Source organism: Marivirga sericea (genome assembly GCF_900177665.1).
GTDB classification, from domain to species: domain Bacteria; phylum Bacteroidota; class Bacteroidia; order Cytophagales; family Cyclobacteriaceae; genus Marivirga; species Marivirga sericea.
Window position 1 is genome coordinate 1,007,099 of sequence record NZ_FXAW01000001.1, and the last position, 23,931, is coordinate 1,031,029.

Genomic DNA, 23,931 nt, shown 5'->3' on the forward strand with positions numbered 1-23,931 from the left:
ACTCCAAAAAAGGATATACTGCTAAATTTCGTCCCTGGAAAATTCTACTGACAGAAAAATACGAAAGCAAAAAAGAAGCTATGCTTACAGAGAAACAATTGAAATCAGCAAAAGGAAGAGATTATATTTGGGAAATTGTCCGCACAAAAATTAAACCCTAGATAAGTCCAGAATTGTGGCTCAGTTAGTTATAGCACAGGATTCTTATCCGCTAGCTAGCGGACGGCAGTTCAAATCTGCTTCTCGCTACCATTTAAAGGCAACTTCGGTTGCCTTTTTTGTTTTAACCAAATCGATGGCAATGTTTAAGGGATACCTTCTTTACAACTCCACTCATCATCAAATTTAAATCGGATATACTTCTGACGTACCTAATTGAATGGAAATCCATAATACTTATTCCAAAAAAAGGATTTAGCGTTAAATTTAGACCTTGGGACATCCTATTCATTGAAGAGTATATAGCAAAAAAAGAGGCTATAATTAGAGAAAAACAAACTCAAATCTGCAAAGGGAAGACAACACATCTGGGAAGTCGTCTATGAAAAGTATAAACTGTGATTTACGTTTTCACTCAATTGCTTAGAATGCAGAACTATTACCTGCTAGCTAGCGGACGGCTCTAATCTGCATCTCGCTACCTTTTAAAGTGCGTATTACTTTTAAACAAAAAAAAGGTGATGGATGGCACACTCATCACCTGATAGTCAATTCTGACAGCGCTTACTTACAATACTCATTAAACAACTCATCTGCTCCTTCATAACCAATATTTTTGGCCATTTTGATGTCATTGCACCCACCCGCTTGATTTAAATGTAGTTTCAATGCACCTCTGTACAAATAAGCCTCAGCATTCTCTTTATCATTATTAATTGCAATATTGTAGTACTCCATCGCATTCTCAACTTTACCCGCTTTATGATTGGCTCTTGCTAATAAAGTGGCAGACTGAGACGAACTTTTGTTTAGTTTATAAGCTTTCTCAAATTGAAAAGCAGCATTTTCATAATCTTTCTCCCTGTAAAAATGCTTACCGTAACTTAAATATGCACCAATGTTTCTGGGATTGATTTTAATAACTTGTCTAAAATCTGCTACTGCTTCTTCATACTGACCAAGCTCTTCATAAGCCCTTCCTCTATTGTAAAGTGCAATTTCATGGGTTGGCTTCATTTCTAGATGCTGATCATAAGCCTGAATAGCTTTTTCATAATCACCAGAGTTATAAAACTGATTTGCTTTTTCCAATTCATCCTTTTCCTGACAGGATAACATACAAATTGAACATAGTAATAGAATAAATAAATACTTCATTATGGATTAATATAAATTAAAAATGCAAAATTAATTTAATTGGTTTGAAATAACCATCTAAATACCAATTTCTTCAGTAAGTCTACTTACTCATATCAAAATTAATAGGGTATTTTATATTACGAAAAGAAGTGATCTCCAACCCACCGGAACCAACAGTGAGGTCAGCATTTATTTTTAAAGGGATTTTGTTGCTATCAGCAGAAAACCACGCCTGAATTGAATTCTCCCCATCGAAAATTTTTGTTTCAGGCATCACTGGAGTCACTTTATGCGCTCTAACTTTACCTATTGGAAGTTCAAGAGTTTCATCTCCCAAATAAACGATTTGCAAATTATAGAAAGTGTCCTCAAAAAATGCAGGTACCGTAATGGTATCCTTAGGCATTAACTTATCAAAGTCGACAGATCTAAAATAAGCAAAACCGCTGATCAAATCCCGTACTTGAGGCGGAAATTGATAATACATAGGTTCCTTAAAAGTTTCATCATATTTTCCCATGCTCTTCACTTCTAGCATTTGAGAGTTATGATCATAATTAACAATTTCTGTCTTTCTATACCCTCCTTCTTTTATAAATCTGTAGGCCTGGTGAGGAATTAAAGAGGTTGTATCAATATACCCACCCCAGTGATCGTCAATTTTCGCCACCCAATCTACCATACCAGTAGTTTTAGCTCTGACATCTACTTTGTAGGCGCCTCTATTATTAATTTTAAATGGATTCTTATGAACTTTAATCTGCCCTTTACCTACTGTTATAAAACTGTAATAGATTTTATATTCAATCTCTTCTCCCGCTTCAAAAGGAATTTTTTCTATAACTGGAAAATCTTCTTGCGGAATCTCAGTAAACAAATCTTCATAGTTTTTTTGACAAATGGCAGAACCAATGAATAAACTAGAAAGAAAAAATAAGATCAACTTCTTCATAAGTAGACTACTTCTCAAATAGAATGCCAAAACATTTTTTGAACGACTATACTGCCACATTATTCTCCCGAAGAGCTGAATTTAAAGAAGTCTTTTTGTCGGTGCTTTCCTTCCTTTTTCCTATGATCAAAGCGCAAGGTACTTGATATTCTCCTGCTGGAAATTTCTTGGTAAATGAGCCTGGAATTACAACGGATCGTTCAGGAACATAACCTATATGTTCTACCGGCTTTTCACCTGTTACATCAATGATTTTAGAGCTAGCAGTCAAGGTAACATTGGCACCTAGTACAGCTTCTTTTCCGATCCTTACCCCTTCAACAATAATACAACGGGATCCTATAAATGCGTTATCTTCCACTATGACCGGGGCTGCCTGTACAGGCTCCAATACTCCACCAATTCCGACCCCTCCACTGAGGTGAACATTCTTCCCGATTTGTGCACAACTACCAACCGTGGCCCAAGTATCTACCATAGTTCCGCTATCAACGTAGGCTCCAATATTTACATACGAAGGCATCATAACAACACCTGTATTTACAAAAGAACCATAGCGAGCTATTGCATGTGGAACAACGCGAACACCTAGTTTTTCATAACCTTTTTTTAGCTTAATTTTATCATGAAATTCAAAAGGACCAACATTTATCGTTTGCATTTTTTGAAGAGGGAAGTATAAGATGACCGCCTTTTTAATCCACTCATTTACCGTCCAATTTCCTGCACCATCTGGTTCAGCAACTCTGATTTTCCCATGGTCTAATTCTTCAACCACAGTCTTTACGGCAATCTGCGTATCCTTATCTTTTAACAATTCTCTATTGTCCCAAGCCTTTTCAATAAATTCTTTAAATTCCATTTTCTGTTTATATCTTTATTCTGTGGATGATAAAATTAAAGTACTAATCGCTTCGGTTCTTAAACCAGCTGATGATGTTCGTTCTTGTTATAAGATTGGACAATCATTAGCGCAAACAAATAAATATGAGGTAAATATCATAGGCTTTGAATCAAAAAAGAAAGTTGAAAACGAAAATATTTTTTTATATCCAATATTCAAATTTCAAAGAAACTCTTTTAAACGCTTGTATGCTCCTGTCAAAGTATTCAAAAAATATCTTAAATTAAAACCTCAACTCATCATCATTAATACACCTGAATTACTGTGGGTTATGTTTCTAATCAAAATTTTATTTGGTACAAAAATTATCTACGATGTGCAGGAAAATTATCAATTTAACATAAGTCAAAACCAGATTTACAGAGGTCTCCCCAAATATCTTTTTAAGTATTACATCAAAATTACAGAAAGCTTATCAAGGTATTTTGTCGAAGGATTCCTCCTTGCTGAGGAGGTTTATGAACAACAGCTGAGTTTTATTCATCATAAACCATACATTAAGCTTCTAAATAAATCTATATTGTCCATAAAGCAGGAAATAGAACCTCTCACTTTATCGAAAAATAATCCATTAAAATTTATTTACAGTGGAACTATAGGGGCAGAGTACGGGACACTTGATGCTATAGAATTATGTAAAAAAATACATTATTTTAATTCCAAAATCACTTTAATAATCATAGGCTATTCTGCTGATAGTAAATATCTTAAAATTATAGAAAAGGCAGTTAACAAGGTAGCATACATTAAATTAATCACGAATAATAAGCCAATTGCCCAATCTGCAATTATACAAGAAATCAAGAACTCTGATGTCGCACTACTTCCTTACCGGCTAAATCCAAACCTTGCCGGACGTTTTCCTACCAAAATTTATGACTATTTAGCACTTCACATACCCATGATTATACCCCCTCATCCCGAATGGAAGTCATATCTTCATCAATATAGTGCAGGTTTAACTGTCGACTTCAACACCCCTGACGTAGAAAGATTACAGAAAGAGTTACATAACAGTTCCTTCTTTGTTAATCGTCCAAAAGAAGAAATCCTTTGGAAAAGTCAGGAATCAGAATTACTACATTTCGTTGAAAAAATACTGTCTTAATTTTTTTTTAGACAATCCTTAATTAGGCAAAAAAGCATTATAAATCCATTTAAATGCAATGTTAATAATTTATTAAATTTATTTTTAGATTAATCTAATATTATTTTAACTTGCGTAAAATTTAAAGATAAATGAAGAAACTGAGTTTTGCGGAGGAAAATTATTTAAAGGCCGTATACCATCTATCTAATGCAGGGGAATTTGATGTTACAACCAATTCTATTGCTGAAGAAATGGATACGAAAGCTGCTTCCGTTTCGGACATGTTGCGTAGGCTGTCAGAAAAAGAAATGGTGGTTTATCGAAAATATCAAGGAGTGAAAATCTCTGAAAAGGGAAAAATTGCAGCTCTTCAAGTAATCAGAAAACACAGACTTTGGGAAGTGTTTTTAGTAGAAAAGTTAAAATTCAATTGGGATCAAGTACACGAAATTGCTGAGCAATTAGAGCATATAAAATCCCCCCTACTCATCCAAAGATTAGATGACTTTTTAGGACATCCAAAGTTCGATCCGCATGGCGATCCCATTCCTGATGAAAATGGATTATTCAAAGAAAAGCCACAAGTCCCTTTGGCGGAAGTTGAGATTTCAGGAGATGGAATTGTAGTCGCAGTGAAAGATACAAACTCCATGTTTTTACAACATTTAGATCGGATCGGAATTTACTTAGGAGCAAAAACAAAAGTCACAGAGAAAGTTGAGTTTGACGGCTCGATGGAAATCTTAGTTGACGGAAAAAACAAATTATTCATTAGTAAAGAAGTAGCAGAAAATGTATTGGTCACTCACTAAAATATCACTCTTTTTTTTCATTCTTGTTCTCGCATTTTCATGTGCCCCGAACGAAAAAAAAACCGGGCAAACTTATATAGTTTGCACAACGGGCATGATCAAAGATGCAGTTGAAAACATAGTTGGGGACAAGGCTAAAATTGAAGCCTTGATGGGTCCGGGAGTAGACCCTCATTTGTACAAAGCTACCCAAGGTGATTTACAAAAATTGCAACAGGCAGATGTCATTGTTTATAACGGTTTGTTTTTAGAAGGCAAAATGGGAGAAATCCTTCAGAAGCTAAAAAGAAAAAAGACTGTAATTGCCATGGCAGAATTAGTGCCCAATGAAACTTATCTAAATAATACAGAATTTCAAGGGGCTGTTGATCCTCATATTTGGTTTGATGTTGAATTATGGAAACAGGCCACTGAATTACTTAGTAATGAACTGGTCAAGAGTGACAGTTCGAACCAAAATTACTATCGTTCTAATACTGAAAAATTCATCCTTCAATTGGATAGCCTTCACAAAGCTGTAGAGTATCAAACTAATCGAATTCCAGATAAAAAGCGGGTTTTAGTCACTGCCCATGATGCATTTGGTTATTTTGGAAGAGCTTATGATATAGAAGTAAGAGGTTTGCAGGGAATCTCCACACTTTCAGAGTTTGGCTTGCGAGATATTAGTAATTTGGTCGATTACATAACAACTAAAAATATCCCTGCTATTTATACTGAGACTTCAGTTTCTAAAAAAGCAATTCAAGCCGTTTTAGAAGGGTGTAGAAGTCAGGGGCATGAGGTTGTCATTGGTGGAAGTTTATATTCTGACGCTATGGGAGAAGAAGGAACTTATGAAGGAACCTATATTGGTATGGTGGATTCAAACGTAAAAAAAATTGTCTCAGGATTAATATTGGATTCAAAAAAAGAAAAAAATGATTAAGCAAGTTGAGAATCCTATAATTGAAATACACGATCTTTCTGTTGCTTATGAACGCAAACCTGTGCTTTGGGATGTGGACTTAAGCCTACCTGAGGGACAGCTAATCGGAATAATTGGACCGAATGGTGCTGGTAAATCGACTCTATTGAAAGCAATAATGGGTCTGCTACCACTTAATAGCGGATACATTCAAATCAATGGGAAGCCTTTAGAGGAAATGCGCCACAAAATTAGTTATGTTCCGCAAAGAGAAAGCGTTGACTGGGACTTCCCTACTTCGGTGTATGAGGTTGTAATGATGGGAAGATACGGTCAGCTTGGGTTATTTAACAGGCCTAAAAAAGCTGATGCAGAGATTGTAATGGATAGCTTGAGAAAAGTAGGAATGGATGAATTTAAAAACCGCCAGATTTCGCAACTATCAGGAGGACAGCAGCAGAGAGTTTTCCTTGCACGTGCCTTGGCTCAGCAAGCTGATATCTATTTTATGGATGAACCTTTCGCTGGAGTTGATGCAGCCACAGAAAAGGCGATAATTAAGTTACTTGGAGAAATGTCTGCCCAAAATAAAACGGTTATCGTGGTGCATCATGATCTACAATCCGTTGCCAAATACTTTGATTGGATCATATTATTAAATATGCGACTAGTGGCTTCGGGTCCTATCAATGAAGCTTTCACCCCTGAACTTTTACAAGAAACTTATGGCGGTAAATTAACCTTATTGACTGAAATAAGCGACTTAATTCAGAAACATAGATTTCCAAACAGAGAATAATATGTGGGAAAATGCACTTAGCTTTTTTGATTTCGATGATACCAATGTGATTTACGTTTCATTAGGAACCATCATTTTGGGAGCAGGCGCTGCGGTGGTGGGGTCATTTACCTTTTTCAGGAAAAAAGCTTTGATTGGAGATGCTATTGCTCATGCCATTTTACCTGGTGTTTGTTTGGCTTTCATTCTAAGTGGCACCAAAAACTATTTCCTTTTAATTTCAGGGGCATTTTTCACAGGGTGGTTATCGATTATTGCTGTTGATTACATCGTAAAGAAATCAAAAATCAAAGAAGATACTGCCATTGGCCTAATCTTGTCTGTGTTTTTTGGCGTTGGCATAATGCTACTTACATATATTCAGCAGTCAGGAAATGCTGCTCAAACTGGACTAGATTCATTTCTCTTTGGAAAAGCTGCAAGCATGCTAGCTCAAGATGTAATTGTTTTTTCTGCAATTAGTATCATTCTAGTCTTTATGATTCTACTGTTTTACAAAGAACTAAAACTGATCACTTATGATAAAGATTTTGCGCAATCCATAGGGTTGCCTGTTAAATGGATTGAATTTCTTTTGAGCTCCTTGACCGTCTTAGCAGTGGTTACTGGCATCCAGGCGGTAGGAGTAGTTTTGATGGCCGCTCTTTTGATCACCCCAACCGCAGCAGCTAAGTATTGGTCCGGGAGCTTATCTGTAATCTTAATACTAGCTGCTATTATTGGCGGATTTTCAGGTGTTTCAGGAGCATTTATAAGTTATATAGCTCCAAATATGCCCACTGGTCCATGGGTGGTGATGGTACTCTCCCTTTTTGCAATATTTTCTATTCTATTTGCCCCAAAGAAAGGCTATTTTTCTAGATTATTGCAGCAGCTAAAAAACAGAAAACAAATTCAAGATGAAAATATATTAAAAGCATTTCACCAAATAGCAGAGGCCGAAGACAATTTCGGAGAAGCTAAATCATTAGAAAAATTGAGAGAAAAAAGATATTATACTACTCGACTAATGAAAAGAATATTGCTTAGATTAAAAAGACAAGGATATTTAAGAAGAACGAAGGAAGGTTTTTTTCTTTCTGACTACGGGCAACGCAAGGCCGCCAGACTAGTCAAATTACATAGACTTTGGGAATTATACCTTACTGAGTATTTGCGAATTGCACCTGACCATGTACATGAAGATGCGGATACTATAGAACATATCATAACACCCGAACTGGAGAAGCGACTAGAAGAAAAATTAGGATATCCTGAAGTAGATCCACACAATTCAAAAATACCGTACGATTAATACTTAATAGTAAAACATATATACTGTTGATACGATTAGATAATATGAAGACTTGAAATTTAAAAATACAAAATCATGAAATTATTAAAATTAACATTTAGCATTTTGACGGTAAGTTTATTTATTGCTTGCGGTGGCAATACTTCCGATGAAAAGTCTAGTTCTCAGGAAGAAACATTAACTTCTAAAGAGATCATGCAGCAGCAAGCACAAGAAAGTGCAGATGCTCCAAAAGAAGGCAAAGCAGATGAAAATAGTGTAGATAAATCTTCAAATGAAGGAGTAATTGAAATCACGATTGAAGGAAATGATCAAATGAGGTTCAATCTTGATGAAATGAAAGTGAAAGCAGGTTCAACCGTAAAACTTACATTAAAACATGTAGGCGAAATGACAAAGCAGCAAATGGGTCATAATTGGGTGCTTTTGAAACAAGGTACTGATATTATGGAATTTGGCCAAAAGGCTGCAGGCGCTGCTAATAATGATTATATTCCCCAAGCCGAAGCTAATAAAGTGATAGCAAACACTAAAACTCTTGGCGGTGGTGAAGAAACTACCATCACATTTGAAGCTCCAGAAAAAGGGACTTATGACTTTATTTGCTCATTTCCTGGTCATGTTGCTTTAATGAAAGGTAAATTTATTGTGGAATAAAACCTTAACAGGCATCAGCTTCACTAGTTGATGCCTACTTTACTAACTGGATCATGTCCGACTTCTATATAATTCTAACCGGCACACTTGTGGCCATTTCTTGTGGGATCTTAGGCTGTTTTTTGATTTTAAGAAAAATGGCTATGGTAGGTGATGCTATATCTCATGCTATTTTACCTGGTATTGTAATAGCATTTTTATGGTCGGGCAGCAGAGATTCAGTCACCATGTTATTAGGTGCTGGGACATTAGGAGTCTTAACCACCATAATTATAGAGTTTTTACATAAAAAAGGTAAACTTCAAGCTGATGCCTCAATAGGTGTGACTTTCACTTGGCTATTCGCCATAGGTGTCATCCTAATTTCAGCTTTTACGGGACAAGTTGATCTTGACCAAGAATGCGTACTTTATGGAGAAATAGCTTATGTCCCACTAGACACCATCATCTTAAATTCCGGAACAGATATTGGACCAAAAGCACTTTATCTGATCGGTACAGTTCTAGTGCTTGTCATTCTCTTTGTGAGTATAGGGTTCAAACAGTTAAAAATCACCTCATTTGACCCAGAATATGCTGTTGCCTTAGGTATTTCTGCAACCTTATGGAACTACCTTTTGATGGCCTTTGTCTCTTTTACTACAGTTGCTTCTTTCGAATCAGTAGGGGCAATTTTGGTGGTTGCTTTTCTAATCGCACCTGCTGCAACAGCCTATTTAATTAGCAAAAAGCTTAAAACAATGATTTTACTAACCTGTCTTATTGGGTTTTTGAGTGCAATTCTTGGATACTATCTGGCAGCATCTCTTAATGCATCAATCGCAGGGGCAATGGCAACAGTTTGTGGATTAATATTTGCTATAGTTTTTACGTACATTAGAATTATGAGCAAAAAAGTCACAAAGGTTACAAAATTTGAATCTGTAAAGGCTTAAGTTTGTTAAGATTATGAATTACTAAATCAATATGAAAACCACATTAATAACCATTGCAGCTTTAAGTTTGATTATATTTTTCTCTTTCACCTCTAAGCCACAAAAAACTGAGGAAAAAGAAATCAATTGGTTAACTATTACTGAAGCCTATCAAAAAAACCAAAAAGAGCCACGCAAAATATTTGTAGATGTCTATACCAATTGGTGTGGATGGTGTAAAAAAATGGACAAAGAGACTTTTTCTGATCCAGAAATTGTAGATATGGTGAATGAGAAGTTCTATGCCGTAAAATTAAATGCTGAAAATACAGAACCCATCACAATGGCTGGCGATACCACTAATGCGCAAATGATTGCGCGTTCTATGGGAGTTACAGGATATCCTACTATAGTCTATATAAAAGAAGATTTTAAAACGATTCAACCTGTTCCGGGCTATCAGAATGCTAAGAAATTTAAAGACACTTTAGAAAAGATATTGGAGTGGGAATAATTACGTTGACAGGTTTTCGGGTTGTCGAGTTGACAGGTTTAATTTGCTAATGAATTGATTATTTGATATGCTAATAATTTTAAATCTCAATTATGGTAACTTCATTACTAACTTGCAATAATCAATTGAATTCATAAAAACATATTTCATATACCTACATTAACAGATTATCAGAAATCTAGAATCTTTATTCTTACATCTTTATTCTTTTCTATCAAATTTCCAAAGCCAACTCAGAAGCTTGCTTAATGGCCTTTTTAGCATCTAATTCAGCCGCTTCGAAGGCTCCCCCAATTAAATGCGCTTTTATTCCTTGCTCAGTAAGCGAATTGAACAGGCTTTTCTCAGGCAATTGACCAGCACATAAAATGATATTATCCACTTCTATTAATTCTTGCTTACCATCTTTGGTGATGTATAAGCCTTGGTCATCAATTTTATCATACTGAACATTCGTTACCATTTTTACTTGACGATTACGTAATGAATTTCTGTGGACCCAGCCTGTGGTCTTACCTAGCTTCGCTCCCATTTTTCCTTCAGAGCGCTGTAGCATAATAATTTCTCTTGGAGAATCAATTATAATAGGTTTTCCTTCTACTCCTCCCCTTTTTTCGAAATCCATATCAACTCCCCATTCTTTGAAAAAAGCTTGCAAGTCATCATGGTTTTCTTCCTCGGGATGAGTAAGGTATTCCGCTACATCAAAACCGATACCTCCTGCGCCAATAATAGCCACTTTTCTACCCACTGTTTTGTGGGCTTTCAGCACTTCAATATACGAAAGCACTTTATCATTTTCCTGTCCAGGGATTTTCGGATCTCTTGGATTTACCCCAGTTGCAACCACCACTTCATCAAAGTCTCTTAATTCTTCAGCGGAAACCTTAGTATTCAGCTTTAAATCAACTCCTGTTAATTCAATTTGCTTTTTGAAATACCGAAGGGTTTCATAAAATTCTTCTTTACCTGGTATTTGTTTCGCCATATTGAACTGACCGCCAATTTCTTTCCCAGCATCAAATAAAGTAACCTGATGTCCTCTTTTGGCTGCTTCAGTACTGAAAGCTAATCCTGCTGGACCTGCACCCACAACCGCAAGTTTTTTAACTTGTTTCATAGGCTGAGCTATTAATTCTGTTTCATGACAAGCTTTAGGATTGACCAAACAGCTGCTTGTTATATTTTTAAATACATGATCCAAACAGGCTTGATTACAAGCGATGCAAGTATTGATTTCATCTTCCCTACCCTGCTCAGATTTATTAATGATTTCAGGATCTGCCAAGAATGGACGTGCCATGGAAACCATATCAGCTTGACCTGAAGACAAAATTTCCTCAGCAGTTTGTGGCATATTAATTCTATTGGTAGTGATTAAAGGGATGCTTACCTCTTTCTTCATTCTTTCGGTTACCCATGTGAAAGCGGCCCTTGGCACACTCGTCACAATAGTAGGAACGCGAGCTTCGTGCCAACCAATCCCTGTATTGATAATGGTAACTCCAGCCTTTTCTAATTCCTTAGCTAATTGCACCACTTCCTCCCAAGTGCTGCCATCAGGAATTAAATCCAACATAGATAAGCGGAAAATGATGATAAAATCCTTACCAACCTCTTCTCTAACAGCTTTTACGATTTCAATCGGAAGCTTAATTCGGTTTTCATAACTTCCACCCCATTCATCAGTTCTTTTGTTGGTATGTTTAACGATAAACTGATTGATTAAATAGCCTTCCGAGCCCATTATCTCCACACCGTCATAACCGGCTTCTTTAGCTAATTGTGCGGATTTTGCATAATCTTTGATCGTGGACTTTATCCTTCTGGAAGACATTTTAAATGGCTTAAAAGGATTAATAGGCGCTTTGATGGCAGATGGGGCCAGGCTGAATGGATGATAGCCGTATCTACCCGCATGTAGAATCTGCATACATATTTTTCCACCTGCTTCATGAACTGCTTTAGTAATAATTTGATGCTTTTTGGCATGACTTTTTTTGGTCATCCTGATGGAAAATGGCTTTAACCATCCTTGCCAGTTCGGAGAAACCCCGCCTGTTACAATTAATCCCGCCCCGCCTTTAGCTCTTTCGGCATAAAAAGTAGCCATCTTTTCAAAACCATCTTTAGCCTCCTCAAGTCCGGTGTGCATAGAGCCCATTAAAACCCTATTTTTCAATTGTGTAAAACCTAAATCTAAAGGTTCAAATAAGTGCGGATAAGTTGAATGTGCCATAAGTGTATTTAGTATGCATGCAGAACAATTAGCAATTTATATAATCTTTTCTAAAAGGCTTAAAATATCGTCAATTTATTGGTATTTTCGTCACTAAATTCAAAGAATATGCAAGTAATTACCAACCATAAAGCCATTAGAAAGAACTTCGAGAAGGCCGTAGAAAAAGTAAATGAAGCAGATTTGGTCTTGATTCCTGCTGGCTTCAACAATCATATAATATGGAATATTGGCCATGTAATAGCCACTCAAAACGTTTTAATCTATGGCATGTCTGGTTTGGATTTCACTCTGCCAACTGATTTTATTAAAAGATATAAAAAAGGTAGTTTTCCAGCTGAAATCGATCAGCCTAAAACAGAGCTAGAAACTATTTTTGAGTTGGGGAAAATAGCTGATGAGCAGTTAGGTTATGATATAAAGGAGATGAGATTTGGTGATTATCAACAGTATGAAACCAGCTTTGGTATCACTTTAAACAGCTTTAACGATGCTTTACAATTTAACAATATTCATGAAAGTTTGCATTTGGGATATGTGATGGCAATGAAAAGAGCACTGGGATATTAAGCCCCTTAATCCCCAAAGGGAAATTATGGAGCTGACTTCTTTTTTTGTAATGTTAAATACCTTTGCGGTGATAAGGCTGTATTGTCAACCTTTATAATTTCTGCCACTCCTTTTCCACATCATAAAATGTTTCTCCAGCAGTAATCGAAATTGGAGAATCGATGTTATTATGATAGAGTTGACCTGTACCTAGGCCTTGCGGCATCTTCACTTTCAAATAAGAAGCCAGCTGGCAAATAACATTCAGCCCAATATTCGATTCTAACATACTGGTCATCCACCATCCTATCTGTAAAGATTCAGCAATCTCAATCCATTCTAAAGTTGATTGAATTCCGCCAATTAGGCTTGGCTTTAAAATAATATAGTGCGGTTTTATTTGCTTGAGCAAATCAAGCTTATCTCTGTGATGATCAATACCAATCAATTCCTCATCCAAAGCAATGGGCAAAGGCGTTGCTGCACACAGTTTAGCCATCTCCTCACTTTGTCCAGCTTTAATAGGTTGTTCTATAGAATGTAATTCCAATTTAGCCAACTCCTTTAATTTTTCTAAAGCTTCATCTGGAGTAAAAGCTCCATTAGCATCAACTCGCAATGTGATTTCACTTTGGCTATATTTGGAGCGGATTAATTTTAATAGTTTCAATTCAGTTTCAAAATCAATTGCCCCAATCTTCATTTTTATGCAATCAAAGCCCGCATCTAGTTTTTCTTGAATCTGTTTTTGCATAAAGCTTTCATTTCCCATCCAAATCAAGCCATTAATCAGAATTCTTTCTTTTCCTCGGTAAAAGGGGGTATCAAAAATTAGTTTCTTACCACCATGAATGGCATCCAATAAAGCCGTTTCTACAGCAAATCGAATCGATGGAAAGCCTTTTGGAGATATTTTTTTTGCAATTTCAAATGCTTCTTCCATAGAGTTTGGTAAAGCAATGCCTATCAGTTTCTCACATACTTTTTCCAATTCCGTTTCCATTTGATCTAAGGGCTCTATACTCAGACCTTTTAATGGTCCCGCCTCTCCTATTCCAATTAATTTATTTTCTGAAAATAGTTTCAAGTACCAGGTATCTTTTTCTTTTAAAGTACCGCGAGAAGTACCAGCTTTAAATTTGAATTGGAGCGTATGGTGTTGGATGGAAGCTGCGGTGATATTCATATCTTTGAATTAATATCTGCTAAATTAGAAAGCTTTTCCCAAGCATTCAATACATTTCATTAATTGAATTTTATCTTTGCCACTTCATTAAACTAAAAATCCTGACTGGTTTCTATTTTCAGAAAGGATTGCTATTAGATTTACAGATTTTATCCTCATGAATTTACTTGAAATAGCCTCAAAGATTGATTTACAAAAGTATCAGTATACTCTTCCAGAAGAGCGTATTGCAAAATTTCCTCTAGAAGAGAGAGATCACTCGCAATTATTAGTTTACCAAAATGGAGATATTGAACATCAACACTTTTACGATTTAGCAAATCATTTGCCTAAAAACTGCAGTTTGATCTTCAATAATACTAAAGTCATTCCCGCACGAATCCATTTTAAAAAGCAAAGTGGAGCTAATATTGAGATATTTTTGCTTTCTCCATTGAAACCGACTCCAGAAGTGGCTCAGGCCATGTTAGTAAAAAACAAATGTGTATGGCATTGTATGGTCGGCAATAGAAAAAGATGGAAAGCGGGTGACGCACTGGAACGATTTTTCGAAACGGATTATGGAAAAATTAAAGTAATTGCTACTTATGCCAACTTCGATAAAAATGAAATTCAATTTGAATGGGATAATGAAGCTGTACCATTTGTAGAGATAGTGGAATTGATGGGAACTACTCCTCTTCCACCCTATTTGAATCGTTCGGCTACAGAAGAAGACAAGCCTAGATATCAAACCGTTTATTCTAAAAATGAAGGAGCGGTTGCAGCGCCCACTGCAGGCCTACATTTTACCGATGCCATAGTTGAAAATATTCAAAAAACACATGCTATTCATGAATTGACTTTACATGTAGGCGCAGGCACTTTCCAACCGATCAAAACAGAGAATGTATTGGAACATGATATGCATTGTGAGCAAATTCAAATTGAAAAATCAACAATAGAATTTTTAGCCACCACTGATAATCCAATAGTTGCAGTTGGAACTACATCTATCAGAAGCTTAGAAAGTGCCTATTGGTTTGGGATTGAATTACTTAAAAAAGAACAGGACACATTTCATATCAAAAAATTATATCCGTACGAAAATGGATTTGACAACTTGCCAACTAGAAAAGAAAGTTTTCAAGCCATATTAGAATTTATGGAAAGCCAACAAATGGAAAGTTTACATGGAGACACTGAAATATTCATTTTTCCAGGATATCAATTTCAAGTGGTAAATGGTCTTATTACAAATTTCCATCAGCCAGAATCGACATTGATCTTACTAATCGCAGCCCTCATCGGGGAAAATTGGCAAAAAGTTTATCATGAAGCTTTAAATAATAGCTATAGATTTCTGTCTTACGGAGATTCTTCCTTATTATTACCTTAAATCCTTATATTCGATTTATGGAATCATTTGAAAGCGGTATCAAAGACTTTTGGGCAAAATTGCAAGAATTACTAAATGTGGTGATTTTTGATATTAAAGGCAGCGATTTTACCTTGCTTACCCTCTTGTTCATTATTATATCAAGTATTTTATTAGTCTTTTTGTCCAAAAGAATAAGTAGAATATTAGTAAAGAGAATATTAAATAAATATATCAAAGATACTGGAGTAACGGATTCTATTGGAACGATTTTTAGATACTCATTGATCGTAATCGGTTTTATCACCATTTTTCAGTCGGCTGGCTTTGATTTAAGTACCTTAGGCCTATTAGCTGGTGCCTTGGGAGTGGGTATTGGATTTGGTTTGCAAAATGTAACCAATAATTTCATATCAGGAATCATTATACTTTTTGAGCGCCCCATAAAAGTGGGTGACAGAATTGAAGTAGGTGACATTAACGGTGATGTTTATTCTATTTCGATGAGATCGACAACGGTTATAACCAATGATAATATCTCCGTTATTGTGCCCAATTCTGAATTCATCAATAGTCAAGTCATCAACTGGAGTCATAATGATAGAAGAGTACGTTTTAAATTCCCTTTGGGAGTCTCTTATAATGAAGACCCCGAACGAGTACGTAAGCTTGTTTTGGAAGTAGCCAATGAACATCCTGGTGTTTTGGATGAGCCAGGAGCTGATTTATGGTTTGAGGGCTACGGTGATTCATCACTAGACTTTAATTTGACCGTATGGACTTCCGACTTCATTCAAAGACCTGGCGTTCTTAAAAGTCAGTTGTACTATGCCGTTTTCAAGAAATTTGGAGAACACAAAATAGAAATCCCTTTCCCACAAAGAGATTTACATTTAAAATCAGGATGGAAAGAAAAAATGGAAAGTTAAAATATGAAATTAGAAACTTTAGTTTTTCAACTTTCATATTTTAAATCTCCTATTTAAGATAATATAGCATCAGTATGGATTAATTTAAACTTATTAATAACATAGTAAAGTCCTCAATATTGATAACTGAAAACTTAACATTATTTAGAATCTAATACTTTTATACCCACCATGGATAAATATTTCATCATCGATTTTGACAGCACACTTACCCGAGTAGAAGCAATGGATTTATTAGCTTCTATTTCTTTACAAGGCTTACCACAAAAAGTAGCTGCCGAGGCTCGAATCAAAGAATTAACCGATTTGGGCATGAACGGTGAAATATCTTTTCGTGATTCCTTGAAAGAGCGATTGCTACTGCTAGAGGCGAATAAATCGCATCTACCCCATTTAATTAAATTATTAAAAAAGCAAGTCTCCATTTCATTTCAGAGAAATACAGCATTTTTTAAAGAATATGCTGATACGGTATTTGTTATCTCCAATGGTTTTAAAGAATATATTACGCCTATTGTAACCGAATTAGGCATTAAAGAAGACCATATTTATGCCAATGAACTACTTTTCAATGAGGATGGAAAAGTCATTGGTTTCAATGAAACTAATCCACTTTCAAAAGATGGAGGAAAAGCAGAGGTGATTAGGAAATTAGATTTGGATGGTGACATTTATGTCATTGGAGATGGGCATAATGATTACGAAATCAAGGCTGCGGGTTTGGCTAATAAATTCTACGCCTTTACGGAAAATGTAAGCAGAGAAAAAGTCATGGAAAAAGCAGATCATATTGCCCCATCATTAGAAGAAGTCTTGTTTGAAAATAAGATTACTTCGGCTTTTTCTTATCCAAAGAATAGGATAAAAGTACTTTTATTAGAAAATGTGCATCCAATAGGCATTGGTCTACTAGAAAAAGAAGGCTTTACTGTGGAAGAATATCCAGCGGGATTGGATGAGGATGAACTGTCAGAAAAAATCAAAGGAGTTTCTATTTTAGGAATTCGTTCCAAAACGCAAGTAACTGCCAAAGTCTTGAAAAATGCAGATCGATTAATGGCGATTGGAGCTTTTTGCATCGGAACCAACCAAATTGATTTAGAAGCTGCTCAAGAAAAGGGAATCGCTGTATTTAATGCACCTTTTAGCAATACACGCTCCGTTGTGGAATTGGCTATAGGTGAAATCATTATGCTAACCCGAAACATATTTGACAAGGCTGTACTCATGCATGAGGGAAAGTGGGATAAGTCTGCAACAGGCAGTAAGGAGATTAGAGGAAAGAAGTTGGGCATTATAGGCTATGGAAATATAGGTGCTCAGCTATCGGTAGTGGCGGAGAGCATCGGATTGGATGTATCTTATTATGATCTAGAAGAAAAGCTAGCCTTAGGAAATGCAACGAAAGTAGACAGCTTAAAGGAATTACTGCAAACCTCCGATATTATAAGTTTACATGTTGACGGTAGACCAGAAAATAAAAATATAGTAGGCGAAGCAGAATTTAACTTGATGAAGGAAAAGGTCATTTTCATTAATCTAAGCCGTGGACATGTGGTCAATATTTCTGCGCTAAAAGCCAATATTGAATCCGGTAAAATTGTGGGCTGTGCTGTAGATGTGTTTCCAGAAGAACCGAAAAGCAATAAAGATCCTTTTGAATCAGAATTGAAAGGATTACCTAATACCATTTTAACTCCGCACATTGGAGGAAGCACGGAAGAAGCTCAAGAAAATATCGGGAATTTTGTTCCGAACAGAATCATGGATTACATCAATACAGGAACAACAACGAACAGTGTTAATTTTCCTAATTTGCAGTTACCTAGGTTACAAAATGCCCATAGATTGATTCATATCCATAAAAACGTACCAGGAATAATTGCTAAAATCAATCAGATTTTTGCTCAACATGAAATCAATATTTCTGGTCAATACTTAAAAACCAATGAGAAAATCGGGTATGTCATTACTGATATTGACAAAGCCTACTCTAAGGATTTAATTAAAGAATTGAGGGCCATTGAGCACACGATTAAGTTTAGGGTATTGTATTGATAAAGTACAGGAACAAGCCGCTATACTTTATCAAAAAGTAGTTTAATGGTTGTTCCTTTGTTTTCTTGAGATTCAATATCGATTTTTCCGTCATTCATAGTTAAAAACTCTTGGCATAGCATCAAGCCTAAACCGGTACCAGACTCCCCTTCGGTTCCTTTCATGCTATATTTACTGTCCAGTTTAAAAAGATTATTTTTGATTTCTTCTGGCATGCCTACACCATTGTCCTCAACAATTATTATAACCTTCTTATTTTCTTGTTTCCCTGTAATTTTAATCACACCATCAGCTCTGGTAAATTTCACAGCATTGTTAAGTAAATTCCTAATAATAAATTCCAACTGATTAGGATCCACTTTAATTTTAAGATCTGATTCAAAAGAGGAAAACATCTTAATCTGCTTGTTAGCCGCAATATCCGTAAATAATGTAGTAATATTTTCTAAGCTGTTTCGAACATCAACGATAGATTGATCTGCTCCTACATCACCCATTTGTAGTCTGGCCCAGCTGATCAAGTTATCCGCCATTTTGATAGTGCCATTTAAGGAATCTCTGGTCATCTGTGTCATTTCTATTATCTCTTCCTTTTTTAAGCGGTCTATACGACTTAACATCAAATCAGAGAGGCCTTTCAGATTATTTAAAGGAGCTTTAATATCATGCGCAACTATTCCAAAAAATTTATCTTTTGTGAAGTTAAGGCTCTCCAGCCGTAACTTTTGACTTTCGATAGTCTTTTGCTGTTTTGCAAGTATTTTAGTTTTTCGAACATTGAGTATCAGCGACCAAATTAAAATCATAATTATGACGGAAATTAAAATGATGCTGATGTAAGCCAGCTGCAACTTACTCTCTTGCAATAAATTTGATTCTTCTAATTCATCCCTCTCCTTTTGTAAATTATGAGCATCTTCCACAGAGCTAATCAACTTATAGCGATCCTCTGCTTGCTTTGATCTTTTCTTTTGAAGTAATTCCTGATATCTTTTCCCGTAAGATTTGGCTGAGTCCTGCTGCCCGGTATCCACATAGTATCTTGTCAACTTTAACAAAATATCTCCTAATTCTTCAGAAAGTAAGCTAACACTACTATAATCAATAGCTTTACGCAAGTAATTCAGCATTGCTTCATAGTTTTGATTTCTCTCCTCCACATTCGCTAGGTTAATCAAAGCCCCTACAGTCGCTAACTTTTGAGAATTTTCACCTAACTGCTCAGAAATATTTAATACTTTATTAAAATACTCCCTGCCCAACTGTTCATTACCTAATGCTATCTGTAATTTCCCCATCACATTATAGCATGAGGACAATACAGATAAATTCTTGACCCTTCGATTGATTTCTATCGATTCTAATGCTAGTTCTTCACATTCCTTATATTTCTCAAAATCTAAATAGGATTCACTTAAATTATGAGTAGCAATTCCGATCCTAGCTTGATTTCCTAGGCTACGAAAGATTTCCAGAGATTTTTGGTGATAAAATATCTGTTTCTCAATAAGTCCTAATCGTTTATAGTAATGTCCCATTGAAGTATAGACATTCCCTATTCCTAGAGCATCTTCTTTCTCTTCGAAAATATCAAGTGCCGATAAAAAAAACTCCATGCTTTGGTAATAATTGTCATTTTGAGCATAGACACTGCCCAAAATCCTGTAAGCATTTGCAACCCCATTTAAGTCATTCATTTGATTGGATAACTTTAGGGCCATTTCAGCATTTTCAATTGATTTAACAGGATTAACGAATGAGTATTCTCTTGCTAAAATATTGTGTATCTTTATTCTATTTGAATTACTAAGTTGATTATTAAGAAGAGAGTCCTCTACTTGAGAAATATTTTGCGACCACAAACTCGTGCTAATAGTAAGGAGAAAGAGCAAATATGCGGATTTCATAAAAACATATTTCGATTTCACTTTCGACATCAAAATTATTTATATATTAAAGTTTAGGCGCAGAATGAAAGCATTCTAAGATACTAAATTAAGAATATAATTTTTTAGTTGTAGTAAACATACAAAAATCAGCTCGGATCAAACATAAAAATTATCCAAATACTATGAAAAAATTTATAGGAATTATCAATCTACTCTCTGTAATCGCTATCGTCTATTGGAATTATGTTGTCAGCACAGGAGTTATAAATGGCAATAAGATGGGCCAACTGAGTGATGAAATCAACAGCCTCTTTACACCTGCTGGTTATGCATTTTCTATCTGGGGTATTATCTACATAGGATTGTTCATTAATGCCGTTTGGTACTTAATTCAAGCCTTCAAGAATAAATATCAGGAAACTTTAACCCAGCAAAGCATTTGGTTGACAGTAGCCAATATTGCTTCAGGCTTTTGGTTGTGGGCTTGGCTAAATGAAAGTTTTTTAGTTTCCGTTATATTCATGTTAATTATTTTAAGGGCTCTAATGCGAGCAGTAGTTAGACTTAAAATGGAAAAATGGGATGCTCCAGCCTCAATTATAGGTTTTGTCTGGTGGCCGATCTGTTTATATAGCGGATGGATTACAGTAGCCACCGTTACGAACATTGCAGCCTATCTGAAAACGGAGAACTTCAGTTTGTTCTTTTCTGAAGAAGTGTGGACCATTATAATGATATTGATTACAACAGCCCTTTTTCTGTATTTTCTTTATACACGATACATGCGTGAATTCAATGCAGTAGCGGTTTGGGCTTTAATTGCGATCGCAGTTCGGCATTGGGAAGGTTTTCAGTCGATAGCTTATACAGCTATAGCTTGCGCAGTTTTGATCATGGTTTTATCACTTATTCAAGGATTTAAGTTTAGGAAGACTAATCCATTTGTACCGGCTTTTTTAAAGTAAAGAAGTCCGGAGCGAGTTCCATTGTTTTTACGAAGCTAGCCTCAAGTGCTCTCTTTTCCTTTCTACTGCAGTTCAATTTTATCGATCATCAGGCGGAAGCTTTCTTTTCTTTTATTGCCAATCAAGAAGGTAACTTCTTCAATGGCATCAGCTGAAAAATTGGACATATTGAGCTTTCGACCTCTAAAAGAAGGATACATTTCCGTGAGCGGGATTACGATTTCTTCCCATTCGCCAGAGGTAGTAAACTGTTTGATGTACGAATAGTAATCACGCTGGCTAGCTTTTATCCTAAACTGATAATCCTTACCATCACCTTTCAACTTAATCACTACTTTTGTGTAGCCTTCAACACTCATCTTAGCAAAATCATGGCGAACAGATGAAAAGCCTCCATTATTTTCTGTAGTTACATATCCAGCGAACACTCCATGACCATCCTCGGATAATTGAAAGCTTCCGTCAGATCTTCCTCCCATGACGGTATCATCCACCACTTGCCAACTATTTAGGTTTTTGTCCTTATTAAAATCAAATATCATTTTGGTATTCATAAAAAATAGGATTAGACTTAAAGTTACTATTCTGATCATAAGAGAGAAGGTTTTGTTATTAGAATTGCAGGAACCAACACATATCTATCATGGCCATTCCGATATGATTAACCCTCTCCTCCTTCGATTTGTTTAGTGTTGCTGTAATTACTGGCTGGTGCCCTATTTAAACCTGACTTACCTAGTCAATCTAAGCCTTTTACCGGTGGTCTCTCCATCACTTGGTACCTCTAAATTAATCGTATCTTGGTCGAAACTGATAACTTCCCACTCCGCATCATTTAATAGTGAGAAGCTTGTCTCATCTTCATCAAAATCAAATTCCAAAACGGCAGGTGCATCAGCGGCATCTAATTCCCATTCTCCCTCAAATGTATTATCCTCGCTTGAGGCAATCACTGTTAAATCACTTCTGAAGTCTAAGGTAAAGCCCTCGTACAAAGCGGTCATGTTGGTTCCATCTTCAAATAAATCTATTTTCCATACTGAATTTACTAAAAGCTGGCCTAAGTCCGTTAAAACATCCTCATCAAAATCTACTATATCTTGCTCATCGCAAGCTCCCTCAACCAAGCGGATGCGCTCAAGCAGCTGTTGGTTATCTTCAACAACAGTGACCTCAGCTTGCTGGTCTATTAGGCTTATGGGGTATTCGATACTAATCACTTGGTCAGGATCATTAAAAACCCTATACATCTCTTTATCAGAGGCGATTGATGCTGTAGTTACTGATTCCGTACGATTATTGAAAATCGAAAGTGTGATAGGATAAATAAAATCTATGCACTCTATATCCGCATCATCTCCACCTTCAATACAATTATCTTGAATGTCATCTAAATCGTCAGAGCTGGACAAAACTACCGCTGTATGATCGGATAGCAATACGTTAATTGGATAAATCCACTCAATGTCTAATGCCTCCACACCAAAGGCCAAAACTTCTTCGATGGAATTAAAAGTGACTTCTACATAGTCGTCATCATCTTCAATAGTATCATCCTCGTCCTCGTCCTCATCATAAAGACCGCTGATAGGGAAAATTACGGTTGTGCAACTAGATAGGTCAATAATATTATCCGCTGATCCATCAAGTGACGCTACTTGGACAATAAAATCCGATAACTCAGATGCGGGCAAGATCGAATTTTCGCTATTTACCTCTATCTCTGGCTCTATTTCTTCCTGACAAGCTGATAGCATCAGCACAGCACTTATCGACACCAAATAAAATAATATCTTCATCAAGAGAGAATCAAATTTTTCCATTATAACTATAAAACAGATAGAAGGTAAAAAACCCTACCAATATCTAAATTTTTTCTCAAAAATAGTGTGAAAGGTTTTATTTGCATTCCGAAAGTAGTTGCCAAATTACGTATAACTAATGTAAAAGCATCATCTTTGCGCTCATGAAAATCCGCAGACGTAATTCACCCAACTACGGAAAATATAGAAAAGGAAAATTTTATCATCAATTTGTCAAATACACGGGATAGTATATTAGGCAAAATATTGATATCTTCATCCATCAGGTAATTATGGCAAAAAAGGATATTGGTGTATGCGATGAGAGCACCTTCAATGAGGTGTTCAGAAAGAACGGAACTGAGCTGTTCAATTTTCTTCATTTCAAATATAGAGATGAGGATGAAGCGAAAGATCTTGTGCAGGAAGTATTTGGCAAGCTATGGGAAAATTGCGAGAAAGTCAGTGTTGAAAAATCGAAAGCTTATCTGTTTGTAGTGGCTAATAATTTGATGAAAAATGTGCTCTCAAAAAAGAGTACTGCATTGAAACACCAAGAGTATGTAAAAACAAAAGAAGCTTCCACTGAAACTCCTCACTATATTTTGGAATCGTCTGAATTTGAAGGTCAATTAAACCAAGCACTTTCGGAACTGCCAGAAGAGCAAAGATTAACGTTATTGCTCAAAAGGATTGAAGGAAAAAAGCAAAGAGAAATCGCTGAGATGTTGGGTATCTCAGAAAAAGCAGTTGAAAAACGCTTATTCAAGGCGATGAAGCACTTAAGAAAGAGATTGGGAAATATATTATGATTT

Annotated in this window: 22 protein-coding genes; 14 read left to right on the forward strand and 8 right to left on the reverse strand. The window is 35.9% G+C overall.

Annotated elements, in window-relative coordinates; all coding sequences use genetic code 11:
* Positions 1–723: 723 nt before the first annotated feature.
* The 3 genes from B9Y84_RS04110 to B9Y84_RS04120 all read right to left on the reverse strand — a co-directional run bounded on the left by B9Y84_RS04110 (position 724) and on the right by B9Y84_RS04120 (position 3,113).
* Complete coding sequence (locus B9Y84_RS04110) at positions 724–1,317, reverse strand: tetratricopeptide repeat protein (protein WP_085515812.1); 594 nt, start codon at positions 1,315–1,317, stop codon at positions 724–726.
* A gap of 82 nt (positions 1,318–1,399) precedes the next feature.
* Positions 1,400–2,251, reverse strand: coding sequence for a DUF3108 domain-containing protein (locus B9Y84_RS04115; protein WP_176223701.1), 852 nt, complete (start codon positions 2,249–2,251; stop codon positions 1,400–1,402).
* A gap of 46 nt (positions 2,252–2,297) precedes the next feature.
* Positions 2,298–3,113: a 2,3,4,5-tetrahydropyridine-2,6-dicarboxylate N-succinyltransferase gene (locus B9Y84_RS04120; protein ID WP_085515814.1), complete on the reverse strand. Its 816-nt coding sequence runs from the start codon at positions 3,111–3,113 to the stop codon at positions 2,298–2,300.
* 22 nt (positions 3,114–3,135) lie between these two features.
* Here B9Y84_RS04120 and B9Y84_RS04125 point away from each other — a divergent pair, with 22 nt between their 5' ends.
* From B9Y84_RS04125 to B9Y84_RS04160, 8 genes are all read left to right on the forward strand, one after another.
* A complete protein-coding gene (locus B9Y84_RS04125) occupies positions 3,136–4,263 on the forward strand; it encodes a glycosyltransferase (protein ID WP_085515815.1) in 1,128 nt (375 codons plus the stop codon).
* 131 nt (positions 4,264–4,394) lie between these two features.
* Positions 4,395–5,057, forward strand: coding sequence for a metal-dependent transcriptional regulator (locus B9Y84_RS04130; RefSeq protein ID WP_085515816.1), 663 nt, complete (start codon positions 4,395–4,397; stop codon positions 5,055–5,057).
* Positions 5,038–5,985, forward strand: a complete 948-nt coding sequence (locus tag B9Y84_RS04135; protein WP_085515817.1) for a metal ABC transporter solute-binding protein, Zn/Mn family — start codon at positions 5,038–5,040, stop codon at positions 5,983–5,985. The genes B9Y84_RS04130 and B9Y84_RS04135 overlap by 20 nt, the downstream gene beginning before the upstream one ends.
* Positions 5,978–6,763 (forward strand): metal ABC transporter ATP-binding protein, encoded by a 786-nt coding sequence (locus tag B9Y84_RS04140; protein WP_085515818.1) that lies wholly within the window; start codon positions 5,978–5,980, stop codon positions 6,761–6,763. The genes B9Y84_RS04135 and B9Y84_RS04140 overlap by 8 nt, the downstream gene beginning before the upstream one ends.
* A 1-nt stretch (position 6,764) precedes the next feature.
* On the forward strand, positions 6,765–8,057 hold the full coding sequence (locus tag B9Y84_RS04145; protein WP_085515819.1) for a metal ABC transporter permease: 1,293 nt from the start codon (positions 6,765–6,767) through the stop codon (positions 8,055–8,057).
* Between the two features lie 75 nt (positions 8,058–8,132).
* Positions 8,133–8,714: an azurin gene (azu, locus tag B9Y84_RS04150; protein WP_176223702.1), complete on the forward strand. Its 582-nt coding sequence runs from the start codon at positions 8,133–8,135 to the stop codon at positions 8,712–8,714.
* A 53-nt stretch (positions 8,715–8,767) separates the two neighbouring features.
* Positions 8,768–9,649 carry a metal ABC transporter permease gene (locus tag B9Y84_RS04155; protein ID WP_085515820.1) on the forward strand — a complete coding sequence of 294 codons (882 nt, stop codon included), beginning with the start codon at positions 8,768–8,770 and terminating at the stop codon, positions 9,647–9,649.
* A 31-nt stretch (positions 9,650–9,680) separates the two neighbouring features.
* Positions 9,681–10,142, forward strand: coding sequence for a thioredoxin family protein (locus B9Y84_RS04160; RefSeq protein ID WP_085515821.1), 462 nt, complete (start codon positions 9,681–9,683; stop codon positions 10,140–10,142).
* A 214-nt stretch (positions 10,143–10,356) separates the two neighbouring features.
* Here B9Y84_RS04160 and B9Y84_RS04165 read toward each other — a convergent pair whose 3' ends face one another.
* A complete protein-coding gene (locus B9Y84_RS04165; RefSeq protein ID WP_085515822.1) occupies positions 10,357–12,381 on the reverse strand; it encodes an NADPH-dependent 2,4-dienoyl-CoA reductase in 2,025 nt (674 codons plus the stop codon).
* 108 nt (positions 12,382–12,489) lie between these two features.
* On the opposite strand from B9Y84_RS04165, the gene B9Y84_RS04170 reads away from it, so the two are divergent.
* On the forward strand, positions 12,490–12,951 hold the full coding sequence (locus B9Y84_RS04170) for a DinB family protein (RefSeq protein WP_085515823.1): 462 nt from the start codon (positions 12,490–12,492) through the stop codon (positions 12,949–12,951).
* A 91-nt stretch (positions 12,952–13,042) separates the two neighbouring features.
* On the opposite strand, the gene B9Y84_RS04175 is transcribed toward B9Y84_RS04170, so the two are convergent.
* Positions 13,043–14,116: an o-succinylbenzoate synthase gene (locus B9Y84_RS04175; protein ID WP_085515824.1), complete on the reverse strand. Its 1,074-nt coding sequence runs from the start codon at positions 14,114–14,116 to the stop codon at positions 13,043–13,045.
* A 157-nt stretch (positions 14,117–14,273) separates the two neighbouring features.
* Between B9Y84_RS04175 and B9Y84_RS04180 the strand changes: the two genes are divergently transcribed.
* The 3 genes from B9Y84_RS04180 (at position 14,274) to serA (ending at position 18,460) form a co-directional block, all read left to right on the forward strand.
* Positions 14,274–15,494, forward strand: a complete 1,221-nt coding sequence (locus B9Y84_RS04180) for an S-adenosylmethionine:tRNA ribosyltransferase-isomerase (RefSeq protein ID WP_085515825.1) — start codon at positions 14,274–14,276, stop codon at positions 15,492–15,494.
* A gap of 17 nt (positions 15,495–15,511) precedes the next feature.
* Positions 15,512–16,402: a mechanosensitive ion channel family protein gene (locus tag B9Y84_RS04185; RefSeq protein ID WP_085515826.1), complete on the forward strand. Its 891-nt coding sequence runs from the start codon at positions 15,512–15,514 to the stop codon at positions 16,400–16,402.
* 171 nt (positions 16,403–16,573) lie between these two features.
* A complete protein-coding gene (gene serA / locus B9Y84_RS04190; protein ID WP_085515827.1) occupies positions 16,574–18,460 on the forward strand; it encodes a phosphoglycerate dehydrogenase in 1,887 nt (628 codons plus the stop codon).
* 20 nt (positions 18,461–18,480) lie between these two features.
* Here serA and B9Y84_RS04195 read toward each other — a convergent pair whose 3' ends face one another.
* Positions 18,481–20,367 carry a tetratricopeptide repeat-containing sensor histidine kinase gene (locus tag B9Y84_RS04195; protein WP_176223703.1) on the reverse strand — a complete coding sequence of 629 codons (1,887 nt, stop codon included), beginning with the start codon at positions 20,365–20,367 and terminating at the stop codon, positions 18,481–18,483.
* 164 nt (positions 20,368–20,531) lie between these two features.
* On the opposite strand from B9Y84_RS04195, the gene B9Y84_RS04200 reads away from it, so the two are divergent.
* Positions 20,532–21,314: a hypothetical protein gene (locus tag B9Y84_RS04200; protein WP_085515829.1), complete on the forward strand. Its 783-nt coding sequence runs from the start codon at positions 20,532–20,534 to the stop codon at positions 21,312–21,314.
* Positions 21,315–21,376: 62 nt separating this feature from the next.
* Here B9Y84_RS04200 and B9Y84_RS04205 read toward each other — a convergent pair whose 3' ends face one another.
* Positions 21,377–21,907, reverse strand: a complete 531-nt coding sequence (locus tag B9Y84_RS04205; protein WP_245830815.1) for a CIA30 family protein — start codon at positions 21,905–21,907, stop codon at positions 21,377–21,379.
* Positions 21,908–22,045: 138 nt separating this feature from the next.
* A complete protein-coding gene (locus B9Y84_RS04210) occupies positions 22,046–23,113 on the reverse strand; it encodes a hypothetical protein (RefSeq protein ID WP_139827934.1) in 1,068 nt (355 codons plus the stop codon).
* A 296-nt stretch (positions 23,114–23,409) separates the two neighbouring features.
* Here B9Y84_RS04210 and B9Y84_RS04215 point away from each other — a divergent pair, with 296 nt between their 5' ends.
* Complete coding sequence (locus B9Y84_RS04215) at positions 23,410–23,928, forward strand: RNA polymerase sigma factor (protein ID WP_085515832.1); 519 nt, start codon at positions 23,410–23,412, stop codon at positions 23,926–23,928.
* The last annotated feature ends 3 nt before the right edge of the window (positions 23,929–23,931 follow it).

Bases quoted from the DNA above. Each gene is read 5' to 3' on its own strand.
- B9Y84_RS04170 (WP_085515823.1), top strand. From the start codon at position 12,490: ATGCAAGTAATTACCAACCATAAAGCCATTAGAAAGAACTTCGAGAAG.
- B9Y84_RS04185 (WP_085515826.1), top strand. From the start codon at position 15,512: ATGGAATCATTTGAAAGCGGTATCAAAGACTTTTGGGCAAAATTGCAA.
- B9Y84_RS04175 (WP_085515824.1), bottom strand. From the start codon at position 14,116: ATGAATATCACCGCAGCTTCCATCCAACACCATACGCTCCAATTCAAA.
- B9Y84_RS04215 (WP_085515832.1), top strand. From the start codon at position 23,410: ATGGCAAAAAAGGATATTGGTGTATGCGATGAGAGCACCTTCAATGAG.
- B9Y84_RS04135 (WP_085515817.1), top strand. From the start codon at position 5,038: ATGTATTGGTCACTCACTAAAATATCACTCTTTTTTTTCATTCTTGTT.
- B9Y84_RS04165 (WP_085515822.1), bottom strand. From the start codon at position 12,381: ATGGCACATTCAACTTATCCGCACTTATTTGAACCTTTAGATTTAGGT.
- B9Y84_RS04145 (WP_085515819.1), top strand. From the start codon at position 6,765: ATGTGGGAAAATGCACTTAGCTTTTTTGATTTCGATGATACCAATGTG.
- B9Y84_RS04180 (WP_085515825.1), top strand. From the start codon at position 14,274: ATGAATTTACTTGAAATAGCCTCAAAGATTGATTTACAAAAGTATCAG.
- B9Y84_RS04110 (WP_085515812.1), bottom strand. From the start codon at position 1,317: ATGAAGTATTTATTTATTCTATTACTATGTTCAATTTGTATGTTATCC.
- B9Y84_RS04120 (WP_085515814.1), bottom strand. From the start codon at position 3,113: ATGGAATTTAAAGAATTTATTGAAAAGGCTTGGGACAATAGAGAATTG.
- B9Y84_RS04205 (WP_245830815.1), bottom strand. From the start codon at position 21,907: ATGATCAGAATAGTAACTTTAAGTCTAATCCTATTTTTTATGAATACC.
- B9Y84_RS04210 (WP_139827934.1), bottom strand. From the start codon at position 23,113: ATGAAGATATTATTTTATTTGGTGTCGATAAGTGCTGTGCTGATGCTA.
- B9Y84_RS04155 (WP_085515820.1), top strand. From the start codon at position 8,768: ATGTCCGACTTCTATATAATTCTAACCGGCACACTTGTGGCCATTTCT.
- B9Y84_RS04200 (WP_085515829.1), top strand. From the start codon at position 20,532: ATGAAAAAATTTATAGGAATTATCAATCTACTCTCTGTAATCGCTATC.
- B9Y84_RS04115 (WP_176223701.1), bottom strand. From the start codon at position 2,251: ATGAAGAAGTTGATCTTATTTTTTCTTTCTAGTTTATTCATTGGTTCT.
- B9Y84_RS04140 (WP_085515818.1), top strand. From the start codon at position 5,978: ATGATTAAGCAAGTTGAGAATCCTATAATTGAAATACACGATCTTTCT.
- azu (WP_176223702.1), top strand. From the start codon at position 8,133: ATGAAATTATTAAAATTAACATTTAGCATTTTGACGGTAAGTTTATTT.
- serA (WP_085515827.1), top strand. From the start codon at position 16,574: ATGGATAAATATTTCATCATCGATTTTGACAGCACACTTACCCGAGTA.
- B9Y84_RS04160 (WP_085515821.1), top strand. From the start codon at position 9,681: ATGAAAACCACATTAATAACCATTGCAGCTTTAAGTTTGATTATATTT.
- B9Y84_RS04195 (WP_176223703.1), bottom strand. From the start codon at position 20,367: ATGAAATCCGCATATTTGCTCTTTCTCCTTACTATTAGCACGAGTTTG.
- B9Y84_RS04130 (WP_085515816.1), top strand. From the start codon at position 4,395: ATGAAGAAACTGAGTTTTGCGGAGGAAAATTATTTAAAGGCCGTATAC.